Source organism: Enorma phocaeensis, assembly GCF_016901575.1.
In the GTDB taxonomy this organism is placed as follows: Bacteria; Actinomycetota; Coriobacteriia; order Coriobacteriales; family Coriobacteriaceae; genus Limicola; species Limicola phocaeensis_A.
In genome coordinates, this window is the sequence record NZ_JACJKQ010000004.1 from 93119 (window position 1) to 105951 (window position 12833).

7 protein-coding genes and 1 riboswitch are annotated in these 12833 nt (G+C 66.0%); of the genes, 1 reads left to right on the plus strand and 6 read right to left on the minus strand.

Annotated features, from left to right (window positions below; all coding sequences use genetic code 11):
- Positions 1 to 82 precede the first annotated feature (82 nt).
- Positions 83 to 183: riboswitch (TPP riboswitch) on the minus strand.
- Between the two features lie 541 nt (positions 184 to 724).
- Positions 725 to 2593 (plus strand): alpha-amylase family protein, encoded by a 1869-nt coding sequence (locus H6A15_RS04495; RefSeq protein WP_204672564.1) that lies wholly within the window; start codon positions 725 to 727, stop codon positions 2591 to 2593.
- A gap of 25 nt (positions 2594 to 2618) precedes the next feature.
- Here H6A15_RS04495 and H6A15_RS04500 read toward each other — a convergent pair whose 3' ends face one another.
- From H6A15_RS04500 to H6A15_RS04525, 6 genes are all read right to left on the minus strand, one after another.
- Positions 2619 to 4622: an elongation factor G gene (locus H6A15_RS04500; protein WP_204672565.1), complete on the minus strand. Its 2004-nt coding sequence runs from the start codon at positions 4620 to 4622 to the stop codon at positions 2619 to 2621.
- Between the two features lie 11 nt (positions 4623 to 4633).
- On the minus strand, positions 4634 to 6409 hold the full coding sequence (locus H6A15_RS04505) for an ABC-ATPase domain-containing protein (protein WP_204672566.1): 1776 nt from the start codon (positions 6407 to 6409) through the stop codon (positions 4634 to 4636).
- Positions 6406 to 6894: a hypothetical protein gene (locus tag H6A15_RS04510; protein ID WP_204672567.1), complete on the minus strand. Its 489-nt coding sequence runs from the start codon at positions 6892 to 6894 to the stop codon at positions 6406 to 6408. The genes H6A15_RS04505 and H6A15_RS04510 overlap by 4 nt, the downstream gene beginning before the upstream one ends.
- A 163-nt stretch (positions 6895 to 7057) precedes the next feature.
- Positions 7058 to 8449 carry an FtsX-like permease family protein gene (locus H6A15_RS04515; protein ID WP_204672568.1) on the minus strand — a complete coding sequence of 464 codons (1392 nt, stop codon included), beginning with the start codon at positions 8447 to 8449 and terminating at the stop codon, positions 7058 to 7060.
- Positions 8450 to 9642: 1193 nt separating this feature from the next.
- Entirely contained in the window at positions 9643 to 11097 is a 1455-nt protein-coding gene (locus H6A15_RS04520; protein WP_204672569.1) for an MFS transporter, read from the minus strand.
- Positions 11098 to 11162: 65 nt separating this feature from the next.
- Entirely contained in the window at positions 11163 to 12776 is a 1614-nt protein-coding gene (locus tag H6A15_RS04525) for a peptide chain release factor 3 (RefSeq protein ID WP_204672570.1), read from the minus strand.
- Positions 12777 to 12833 lie beyond the last annotated feature (57 nt).

Genomic DNA, 12833 nt, shown 5'->3' on the forward strand with positions numbered 1-12833 from the left:
CGGCCGCCGGGGGAGAACCTGGTTTTGGTTTGGACGAAATGCCTCGGGATGTCTCCGAAGCCCTGGGAACCGCTGCAGACGGCCCCATACAAGGCTGCTTCCCTCCGCTGGTACAAACCAGATCAGGTTCAAGGGGTTGGGCTTCGGCCCTCTCAGCTCGCAAGAGCACCCCCAGCAAGATTGTCAATGCGGCATCGGGCAGCGGCGCGCCCATGCCCGAGCACCGCGGCAATTGTATACCGCGGGCCCGGGCGTAGCAAATGAAATCAAAGACCGCCCGGACCTCTCCCGAAAGCGCATCCGCTCGCCAAACGGCCCCCGGGGCTATCTACGCAGCGTAGGTAGCCCCTTGCGCGGCGCTCACCCATAATGGGGCCTGCGCCAAAGAGCACCAAGGCACCCCATCGAAAGGATAGACATATGGCGGCGCCCGCCCGCCATGCCGCGCCGCCGTTGCCGCGCGCCGTCCCGATGCCGCGCGGCAGCGGAGCCTTTTCGGCATATCCCCTGAAGCCGCCGACGCTGCCTTTACCTTCGCCCTCCATTACCCGCCGTTCACCGAGAAGTTTTCTCAAAACCGACGCTCACGCAAGATGACGACGCGTTCGCGGGAGCCGAGAGACGCACATGTGCCTCGCCGTACAATTTTTTCTGGAACATCGAGGGTTTCTGCCTCGAACTTGCCTGCCCCGGCATGGCAGTCGACCCAGAAAGGACACGCGACATGGCAACGAACATCAAGGCGTCGCCGGCACCCGCGGCGGCGAAGAGCCTTTTTGCGCAACGGCTCGCACGCCACCATGACGAGCTCCGTTGGCTCTATATGGAGCTCTACGATAATGGCGACATGTTCGCCGAGCTCACCCAAACGATGCAGGACTTCTACGACGACCGCTCCGACGAGCTCAAGCGGCTCGACGTGGAGCGGGAGGCGCAAGGCGCCTGGTACCGAAGCCGCGACATGCTGGGCATGCAGATGTACATCGACAACTTTGCCGGCACCATCAAGGGCGTCGAGCAAAAGCTCCCCTACATCGAGCGCTGCAACGTCTCCTATCTCCACCTCATGCCCTTCCTCGACACGCCTGCCGACAAGAGCCGTTCCGACGGAGGCTACGCGGTCTCCGACTTCCGTCGGGTGAAGCCCGAGCTCGGCACAATGGACGACCTCGCGCACCTTGCCCATGAGTGCCACGAGCGCGGCATCAGCCTGTGCATGGACTTCGTCATGAACCACACCTCCGACGAGCACGAGTGGGCACGGCGCGCCCGCGACGGCGAGGGCGAGTACATGAGCCGCTACTTCTTCTGCGACAACCAGGAGATCATCGACCGCTATACCCGCGACGTCCCGCAGGTCTTCCCCACCACCGCGCCCGGCCACTTCACCTACCTCCCCGAGTTGGGGCAGTCGGTGATGACGCAGTTCTATCCCTACCAGTGGGACCTCAACTACCGCAACCCGCGCGTCTTCAACGAGATGATGTACAACTTCCTCTACCTGGCAAACCAGGGCATGGACATCATCCGCATCGACGCGGTCCCCTACATCTGGAAGCAGCTCGGCACAAACTGCCGCAACCTCCCGCAGGTCCACAACATCGTCCGCATGATGCGCATGATCGGAGAGGTCGTATGCCCGGGCATCGTGCTTCTGGGCGAGGTCGTCATGGAGCCCGATAAGGTGGCGCCCTACTTTGGCACGGTCGAGAAGCCGGAATGCCACATGCTCTACAACGTGACCACCATGGCGACCACCTGGAACACCGTCGCCACGCGCGACGTGCGCCTGCTGCGCCGGCAGATGGACGTGGTGTGCGGCCTGCCCAAGGAGTACACCTTCCTCAACTACCTGCGCTGCCACGACGACATCGGCTGGGGCCTGGACTACGGCACGCTCTCGACGTGGGGCATGCAGGAGGTGCCGCACAAGGCCTACCTCAACGAATACTTCCAGGGCCGCACCCCCGGCAGCGTGAGCCGGGGCGAGCTGTACAACGCCGACCCCGTGACGGGCGACGCCCGGTTCTGCGCCACCACGGCATCCATGTGCGGCATCGAGGCCGCCGGCTTTGAGGGAGACGACGACGCCATGGACGTCGCCATTCGCAAGGACATCATGCTGCACGCCTATATGTTCACCCAGTCAGGCCTGCCGATCATCTACAGCGGGGACGAGGTTTGCCAGGTCAACGATTACACCTACAAAGACGATCCCGAACGCGCGGAAGACTCTCGCTACATCCACCGAGGTGCCTTCCCTTGGGAGCTCACCGACAACATCGAGCGTCCCGGAACCGTCCAGCAGCGCATGTTCGACGCACTCGAGCTTCTCGAGGGCATCCGCCGCGACGAAGCCGTCTTCGATGCCGACGCCGACGTGTCAACCAAGCATTACAGCGACCCCTCGATTCTGTGGATCATCCGCCGCAAGGGCGACCAAGAGCTCCACGCCGTCTTCAACTTCAGCGACAACCCCCGCTTGGTATGGATGCCAGAAAAAGACACCTATACCAACCTGGTCACCGGAAAGACATCCCCCGTCAAAACTTTCGAGATGCCCTCCTGGGACTTTGTGTGGCTCATGCGCTAGAGCTTTGAGCCGAGCAGCCTGCTCGCTAGAAGCCGGATGAGAAGAATGCCGCGTCCGCCTCGCGCCATAGGCGCAGGCGGGCGGGGTCGATTGACACATGGGCATGCTCGGGAACCTCGTGCCATTTGACGGTGTAGCCCGCCCCATGGCTGCAAAACACCGAGTCGGGCGTGTTGGGCAGGTCCGCCTCGGGATCGTAGGCGGCCTCGTCGATAACACGCTGCGCGTCATGGCATGTTCGATAGCCGGCATATTCCAGCATGAGGCGCCCGCGCCCTCCCGAGTAACCACTCACTTCCAGGGCATACTCGCGCATCTCGGAGGCAGGGGCGACGCCCTCGATGCCCGCAAGCTCGCCGTCCACCTCTGGAGCGTCGAACTCCGCCGCCATACGTTGCAGGTCGGCGAGCGAGCGCCCCACCTTCTCTTGGGGCACCACCAACCGAAAGCGATACCATGGCTCCAAGAGCTCGCAGGCGCCGCGCTCGCGCGCCATCATGAGCCCCTCGCGGAGCGCACGGTAGGTCGCCTGGCGAAAATCGCCGCCCTCGGTGTGCTTGGCGTGGGCACGCCCGCCCAGCAGGGTGATGCGGACGTCCGTGACGGGGGCGCCGGTGAGCACGCCCCGATGCTCGCGCTCAAACACATGCGTCAGAATCAGGCGCTGCCAGTTGCGGTCGAGGTCGTCTTCAGAACAGCGGGTCCCCGCCTGGATACCCGACCCTCGCGGCAAGGGCTCCAGCATGAGGTGCGCCTCGGCGTAGTGGCGCAGCGGCTCGAAGTGGCCCACGCCCTCGACCGCCTCCGTAATGGTCTCCTTATAGAGAATACCGCCCGGGCCAAAGGCGACGTCGAGCCCGTAGCGGTCATGCAGGAGCTGCTGGACGACCTCGCGCTGCACCGCGCCCATGAGCTGCACATGCACCTCCTGCAGCTGCTCCTCCCAGCTTACGCCGAGCATGGGGTCTTCGTCGGCAAGCTCGCGCAAGGCGCGCACGACGGCGTCCACGTCGCGGCCGTCCGCAAGGACCTGATACGAGAGCACGGGCGCCAGGACCGGCGCCGCCCCCGCGGGCTCGGAGCCGAGCGCGCTGCCGGGAACCACATGCGACAGCCCCGTCACGGCGCACACCCGGCCGGCGGGCACCTCGGATACCGTTTGGAAGGCATCCGCATCATAGATACGCACCTGGTCCACCTTCTCGGTCCAGGCCTCACCGCGGTCCACGCCGGAAAGCACCGTCTTCGCACGAAGGGCGCCGCCCGTCACCTTGAGCCACGCCAGGCGCTCGCCTCGAGGCGACCGGCTCACCTTGTAGACGCGGGCGGCGAACTCCTCCGGCCAGGCATGCTCGTCGACGAGGGCGGCGAGCCCGTCCATGAACGCCTCCACGCCCTCGCCCCGCAGGGCCGAGCCGGCAAAGCAGGGAAAGACCTTTCGCTCGCGCACGAGCCTGCGCAGGGTCGCGCGCGAGAGCGCCCCGCCTTCGAGGTATTCGTCGAGCGCCGCCTCGTCGGTCGCCGCCGCGTCTTCGCACGCCGCTCCCCCACCCAGGAGCTCCTCGCCAGAAAGGCAGACGGCATCGAGCCGGCGCGCAAGCTCATCCGTCACCGCGGCGCGCTCCGTGCCCGCCAGGTCGAGCTTGTTGATGAAGATGAGCGCGGGGATCCCGTAGCGCCCCAGCAGCTCCCAAAGCGTCTCGGTGTGGCCCTGGACGCCGTCGTTCGCGCCGATCACGAGCACGGCATAGTCGAGCGCCATGAGCGTACGCTCCGCCTCGGCAGAAAAGTCGACGTGCCCCGGGGCATCGAGCAGCATGAGGTGGACGTCGTTGTAGTCGAGCGACGTCTGCTTCGAGAAGATGGTGATGCCGCGCTCGCGCTCCATGGCGTCCGTGTCAAGGTGCGCGTCGCCGTGGTCCACGCGCCCGCGCCTGCGGATGGCGCCCGCGGCGAAGAGCATCGCCTCCGCGAGGGTCGTCTTGCCAGCGTCGACGTGGGCGAGCATGCCCACCACCGCCTGCCTCATGTCTCGTCCCCCTATCGCTCGACGCGCCACCGGTTGAGGGCGCAGAAAAGCTCTTGCGGACGCGGCAGCGCAAGGCCGCAAGCGATCTCGCCGCGCTCACAGAGCGCCTCCCACCCGCGGACGTCCATAAGATCGAACATGTCGTCAACGGCATCTCCCACCGCGGAGCCCCCGCCGCGGCGAGCCTGCAGCAGCACCCGCGCCATCTGCGCGAGCGCGGCAACCTGCTCGACGTCCACCAACTGCTCCACCTGGCGGAGGTCTACGGTCGCGCGCCCGACATCAAAGCCGTCAAGGCCGCGCGTGCGGATCTTGATGCGTGCGTCGCCCGATGCCCCTCGCGCTTGCCCGCGCCCTCCCCTGCCGGGGCGCGACGCGGCGCGCGGCTCGCCCGCCGAAAGCTTCAGCCCTCGAGGGGCGATTGCCTCAAACGGGTCAGCGGCCGAGCGCTCCTGCGCCACCGCCGCGCCGGCGGCATCTTCGCCAAGCATCTCCCGACATACCTCGCGCACGCGCCCCGTTATGTCGCGCGCCTCGTAGCAGTCCATCTGGATCACCACGTCCGCGACGGGAAAGAACGCCCCCGAGCTGCCCACCACGAGCACGCAGCTGACGCCCTCGCGTTTCCAGAGCGCCCCCACGCGCTCGACGAACGGCGTGATGGGCTCGTGGTCCGCCGCGACCACCGCCTCCATCAGGCGGTCGCGCACCATGAAGTTGGTGGCGGAGGTATCCTCGTCGATGAGCAGCACGCGGGCGCCCGCCTCGAGCGCCTCCATCGTGGAGGCTGCCTGAGAGGTGCTGCCGCTGGCATCGGCGGTTGAAAACGCATGCGTGTCGCGCCCGTCGGGGAGGTTGTCGATAAACGGGGAGATGTCGACCGCGCGCACGACGCGCCCGTCCTCGGCACGCAGCTTCATCGCGGTCGCGTCGGTGATGACAAGCTCGCGCCCATCGCCCGCCACATGATCGTAGACGCCTTCTTGCAGCGCCTTGAGCAGCGTCGACTTGCCGTGATATCCGCCGCCCACGATGAGCGTTATGCCACGGGGCACGCCCATGCCCGGCGTCGGCCCCCGATGCGGAAGATCGAGCACCACGCGCAGCGACTCCGGCGAGAAGAAGGGGCGGGCGTCCGCAAGCGGACGCGCCGACACGCCGCTCGCTCGAGGAAGGACGGCGCCGTCCGCCACAAATGCCACAAGGTCGCGCTCGCGCAGCTGGCGGCGCACCTCGCGCTGGTCGTCGGCAAGCTCGACGGCACTCCTCGCCGCGACGAGCGCCTCGCGGTCGCAGACCAGGGCGCGCTCCACGCATGCGGGCACGATGTCGAGCAGCATGTGGGCGAGCGCCCGTGCGTCGGTGGTGCGCCCATGGGCGGGAAACCCCGCCTCGAAGCGCAGTATCACGCCGTCGGGAGCGACTTCGCACGCAGAGCGCGGCAAGACCTCGGGCCCCGGCCGGCTCGTCGATAGAAGGCCGCTCTTGCCCGACCCTCCCACAGCATAGCTTGCGCGCGAGACCGCCTCGGAAAAGCGACGGACCAGCAGGTCCTCGAGCGCGATGCGGCGGTGCGGCTCGTCGAAGAGCTCTGGCGGGAACGCGGCGCGCTCTGCCGGAACCCAAACGCTGAGCTTCGAGGGCGCGGCAAACGGGTCGCCCTGCACGTGGTCGATCGAGAGGTCGAAGCCGTCAAGCCGCCACACGCCGCGAAGCGCCTTGTAGGCGGGGTAGCCCCGCCTGTCGATTGATTCCAGCTGCCGCAGCAGCTCGCGCCCCGTCTTCATGGGCAGCGCCTCCTCGCATCGCCGAACCCTGCAGCACCTATGAAACCACAACGGGACACGCGTTGCCCAGAAGAGGCGGCCACCTTCATGCGGGGACGTACGGGGCCGGATGTCCGCCCGCACGGGGCCCGCAGATGAAACGGACCCGTCCCCATCCATCCCACGGCGGATGAAACGGACCCGTCCCCATTCATCCACCCATCCATCCACGCGCCGCGAAGGCGGCCACCTTCGTACGGCGGCGCGGGGCGCTTGGCGGGGTCGAGCAGCCTAAAGGTGAGCCGATGGGCGATCCTGCCGCCGACAAGGCTCTCGAGCACGATCACCGCTGCCATGAGCGGGACGATGTCGGCAAAGGGCGTCCAAAACAGCTCGGTGGCAAGTCCTCCCGCCATGAGCGCCTGGTTGTAGAGCTCCATGCCGTACACCATGGCAAACGCCATGAGCAAAGAAAACACGACACGCTGCGCGCGATTGGTTGGCATATGCGCGAACCTCCTGTTCGCCCAGCCCCCAGATGTACGACGACGCGCTGCGGAAGGCAACTGGACTTATGCCTTCCGCAGCGCGTTGCAAGACCTCTGTGGTAGCTCCACCAGACGCTGCGGGCAGAAAAATGCCATAAGTCCCGCCATGGATCGAGGAGGGCTATCGCCGCTGCGGCAGGAGCGTTCGCGAACAGGCGCGGCTCGTCACCGCACCGTAGACCGCAAAGGTCGTCGCCGTAAGAAAGACCGTGCCAGCTACAAACGAGAGGTAGCCGACCGAGCCGCTCAGGACGGTCAGCACCCCGATCAGCACAAAGCCGAAGACGCAATGGACGCATGCCATGACGCCCGGCACCGCAAAGCTGATCGCCACCTGAAAGCGTATCGATGCGCGCACCATGGAGCGCTCTGCTCCCAAACGGTCGAGCGCGCCGTATGCCGCGACCGAATCGGAAGCCTGCGAGAGCTGCTGCAGCGCCAGCACCGCCGCCGCGCACACCAAAAACGCCGCCCCATAGAAGATGCAGGCAAAGGCGATGGGCTCGAGCCCGGTCTGGACCGACCCGAACAGCGCCCTCTCGCGCAGCCCCACGCTAAAGGTGAGACCCGCCACGACCATGCACATGCCTGCGGCCATGAGCACGCAGACCGCGGCAAGTGCGGCGCAACCGCTTTCGATACGTGCCTCGACCTGCCGCACCGTAAAGAGTCGAAGGCCGCACCAGTAGCCCTCGGGATGCCGTCGCAGGCGCTCGGGCACACGGGCTCCCAACACCCGAAACAAAAAGTAGGTGCCACCCAGGGCGATGAAGCCCATGGGAATGATAAAGACCACGAAGTATCCCGGGTTGAACAGGCAGGTGCCCCAGACCACGGCGAGCAGCACCGCAGCCGCCGCCTGCTGGAGGCGCACCGGACGCGTCTCGACGAGGCGGCGACGTTCGGGGGCATGGTCGCTGCGCATGAGCTCGACCAGGGTCCGCTTGCGTACGCTCCGCACCGCTCGCACCGCAGCGACCACCATAATCGCGGCGAAGGCGGCCAGCGTCTGCGCGGCGGCATCGGGCGAGAAGGTCATCACCGGATGCCACGCGACGCCAAACACGAAGGCGGCCACCAGACCGAACGCCGGAGACAGCAGGCCACCCATGCCGACGCCTGCAATCAGCGAGGCAAGGCCCACCATGCCGCTCTCAAGCGCGAGCACCGCCGAGACGCGCGCCTGCCCCATGCCCAAGAGCTCATACAGGCCAAATTCCCTGCGGCGCCGGCGCAGCAGAAACACGTTGGCATATCCGATGAGAAACGCAAAGATCACCGCCACAAACACGGCAAAGGCCTCAAGCACCCCGCCCGCCTGGGCAAAATTGGCGCGCTGCTCGGAGGTGAGGTCGAGCGCCAGCAGATAGCCGTTCGATGCGAGGAAGGAATACAGCAGGCATACCGCGAGAACAAGCGTCAGAAAATACACCGAGAAGTCATGGGCGCTGCGGCGAACGTTGCCCAGCGCAAGCTTGAAGAGCATCTCATACCCCCAAGAAAGCGATTCCACTTCGAGTCCGTTGCCCTCAGGCGCGGCGGCCCTCCCTTGCACAGGCTGCCGGCATGCCTCCCCTGCCCAGGCCGCCGACTGACCGACGAGCAGCCTGTGCCCTCAAGCACTGTGGACTTCCATTAATGCAGAGCGGCCCGTCATGCCGCCCGAGATAATCTTCGCAGGTTCCGACCTGCGGCATCTTACCGGCGGCTTACGATTCGCCGGCATAGCCGAACGGTTTTGTAAGGTTTGCCGGCACATCGGACCACAAGGCAAAGCCGGCGCCCCACCCAAGCCGCCGGCACGATGCAACCGGTCAAGTCACAATACAGGGCTGCGGCCACTCTTGACTCCTCATGCCGTCACCCCGCCGGCCCCGAACCGCCGCTCGTCGTGTCTCGCGCCGCCGCTCTACGGGCCTCGCGCCGCCTGGCGAGTCTCATGCCACCGCCCCAGCATTCCACTCGCCGGTGCCCGACGGGCCCCGCCCCGTTATCCGGCGAACCCCAAGCCCCGGGCTCCGGGCTCCGGACTTTGCGCTCCGGGCTCCGGGCTTTGGGCCTTGGACTCCGGGCCTTGGGCTTAGGGCTCCGCGCTCCAGGCAAACTTGTGTTGCAGAATGGACGCTCGCGAGGAACTTGTGCTGCAGAACGGACGCTAAGCCCCTCCTTGAGACCCCTTGCCGCCCATTCTGCAAAAGAAGTGTCTTCAAGGCGTCCGAAATGCAGCAGAAGTTCAGTCCGCGACGGGCGGGACTGCCCGGCTGGGCCCGGCCGGCCGAGATGCGCCTTGCTACCGTCGGAGGCCCGGCACGTCCAAGCAAACAGCTGCGGAGGGGCTCGCCGCAGCGCCAGCCAGCAGAACGCGGCCGGAGCCAAGAATAACATGCAAGTTTTTACGTTTTTCGGCTTAAAACGTAAATAATTGCATGTTTTGATCCCATACGAGGGCAAGGACCGCCCGGCTGATAAAAGAACAGCCAGCGCGCGGGCTGCCGGGCGGCAGTCGCTTGCTGGGCGCGCGCCGGACCGTTGGGCGACATGCCGGCTGTTGAGCTGCGCATCGATTGTTGGTCGCGTACCGGACGCTGTGCGGCGCGCTGACAACTGGGTCACGCATCGACCGCTGGGGTCACCGGCTGTTGAACGCATCGATCGCCAGTCGTGCAGCCCGTCGGCGCCAGCTCCCGTCCCCAAGCAGCCCCGAGCCTAGTCCTCGATATGTCGGATGCTGGGGATAAGCCAGGTCACCACCGCAAGCACCGCCATCGCGGCGCCGGCGCCGGCAAACCACACGGGCGCTCCGACCACATCGGCAAAGACCGATGAGACGGCAAGGCCCGCCGGCATGGCCCACGACATGATACTTCCATACAGGCCAAACACGCGGCCGAGATACTCGGGCGGCACCTTCTCCTGCATGAGGGCGGTCTGCGGACCCGAATAGAAGGGAGAGCTCACGCCCATCAGAAAGCTCATCGCCAGAAACAGGGGGAAGCCGTCGGGCGCGAGCGTCCCGGCGATAAAGGTCGCGACGCCGTAGAGCGCTGTCGCCGCCACCACCGTGAGCGCGCGATTCTTAAATCCGCCCGTCGTGGCAAGTAGCGCGCTGCCGGCGATCATGCCAACGGAAAAGACAATCTCTGCCAAGGCGGCATCGGAGGTGGTGCCGTCAAAATGATCGAGGCTCATGAGCGGAAACAGTGCCGAGATGGGCGAGAAGACGAGTGTGAAGGCAAATCCGCACCAGAGCAGGGCGAAGAGGCCGCGATAGCCGCGCAGCACTCGATAGCCGTCGAGGGTCTCCGCCATGATGGCGCGGACCTGGACGAACGCGCCGCGGAACAAGGAGCCCTCGTCTACGGCGGCGGACGGCTCAGACACAGAAGTGGCGGCGGCTCGCTCGGGCACCGAAGGAGAGGCGGCTCGCTCGGGCGCAGAAGGGACGGCAGCCGGCCCGGATGCAACAGAGGCGGCGACCTGTTCAGGCGCAGACATGGCCTCTCCCGACCCAGATGCTGAAGCGGCCTCTCCCGACCCGTGCGGCGCGGTCGAGCCGCCCGCCGGTGCGCTGAGACGGGACAGGTCGAGCCGAGCCGCCAGAATGGCAACGGTTGCCGCCAGCGCTCCGGCCACGTCGAGCGCGATCATCGTCGTGAGGCCCCACAGCGGGTAGATCACCGCCGCGACCGCCGTTCCCAAAATGTAGCCGCCCGACTGCACCGCCTGCGAGATCCCCGCAAGCCGCGTCAGATGCTCCGGAGGCGCCACGAGCGGGGTCAGGGTCTGGAAGGCGGGAGTGTGCAGGGCGCTGCCGATCGCACGGAAAAACAGCGCCACGATGACCACCTCTGCCGGAAGCGCCCCGGCGAGCGAGACCATCGCAACCGCAGCGCTCACCGCAGCGATAAAGAGGTCCGCCCCGATGAGCACCCGCTTTACCGAGAGCCGATCGACCAGGGTTCCCGCAAAGGGGCCCAGCAGCGCAAGCGGCAAGAAGCCCATGAGCGACGCCAGGGAAAGCATGCCCGCCGACCCCGTGGTCATGGTGATGTGCCAGATGAACCCCATCTGCAGAATGGAGCTCGTGAGCACCGAGACAAGCTCGCCGCCCCACACCCATGCAAGCTTTGCGCCCCACGTCGAGCCAGCACCCTCCGTCATCGCCACGGCCTCCTCCGATCGACCCTCCCGAGACCCAGATTCTACCATGCGCCGCAGACGAACGCCTAGAACGTCACGTTGCCGAACTCCGAGAGGCGCAGCGCCGGGTTATGCTCTGTCGCCCAGTCGATGTTCCACGGGCTTGTAAACAGCAGCAGCTTGTTGCCGCGCATGTCCTCGACACGCAACGTGTCACGCGTAAGGTTGAGCTTCTGGACATCGAGCTCTTCGGGATCGTTTGCAATCCAGCGGATGTCGGAATACGCGAGCGGCTGGCGGCGCACCTCGACGCGGTACTCGCTCTTCAGGCGCTGCTCGAGCACCTCGAACTGGAGCACGCCCACCACGCCCACGATGACGCTCTCCATTCCGGCGCCGATCTCGCGGAAAATCTGGACGGCTCCCTCTTGGGCGAGCTCCTCCATGCCCTTCACGAACTGCTTGCGCTTGAGGGTGTCGACCTGGCTGATGCGCGCGAAGTGCTCCGGAGCGAAGGTGGGGATGCCGGCAAACCGCACATGGCGCTTTCCGGTGCACAGCGTGTCGCCGATGGAGAAGATGCCCGGATCGAAGAGCCCCACGATATCGCCCGCGTACGCCTCGTCGACGATCGCGCGATCGTCCGCCATCATCGCGGTGCCCGTGGCAAGCTTGAGCTTACGGTCGCCCTGGACGTGGAACGCCTCCATGCCGCGCTCGAATTTGCCCGAGCAGATGCGCAGGAAGGCGATGCGGTCGCGATGGTTCTTGTCCATGTTGGCCTGGATCTTGAACACGAAGCCAGAGAAGTCGTCTGCCGTGGGGTCCACCTCGTCGCCGCTGACCGCGTCGATGTGCGGGGAGGGCGCAGGCGCCAGGCGGAGGAAGTCCTTTAAGAACGGCTCCACGCCAAAGTTGGTGAGCGCCGAGCCGAAGAACACCGGCGAGAGCTTGCCCAAGCGCACGGCATCGAGGTCAAACTCGTCGGCGGCGCCGTCCAGCAGCTCGATGTCGTCCATGAGGGCGCGATGGTTTTCCTCGCCGATGAGCTCGTCGAGCGCGGCGTCGCCAAGGGACGCCTCGATCTCTCCGACCTTTTTGGTGGCGTTTGCACGGCCGTCGCCCTCGAAGGCGAGCACGTGGCGGCTCGCGCGGTCGAAGACGCCGCGGAAGTTCTGCCCGCAGCCGATGGGCCAGTTCATGGGATATGTGGAGATGACCAGCACGTTCTCGATCTCTTCAATGAGGTCGAAGGGGTCGCGGATCTCGTGGTCGAGCTTGTTCACAAAGGTGAAGATGGGGATGCCGCGCAAGGCGCACACGCGAAAGAGCTTCACGGTCTGGGCCTCGACGCCCTTTGCGCCGTCGATCACCATGACCGCCGCGTCGGCGGCCATGAGCGTGCGGTAGGTGTCCTCGGAGAAGTCCTGGTGGCCAGGGGTGTCCAAGATGTTGATGCAGCAGCCGTTATAGGTGAACTGCAGCACCGACGACGTCACCGAGATGCCGCGCTGCTTCTCGATATCCATCCAGTCGGAAACCGCATGCTTGGAGCTGCTTTTGCCCTTGACCGAGCCGGCCGTCTGGATGCTGCCGGTATAGAGCAGCAGCTTCTCGGTAAGCGTGGTCTTGCCCGCGTCAGGATGCGAGATGATGGCGAACGTGCGGCGCGATGCGATCTCGTCGGCAATGCTTGGCATGGATTTCCTCCCCCGCCGCCATGTCGCCGGACGACGCGCGTCCGCGGGACGACCGAT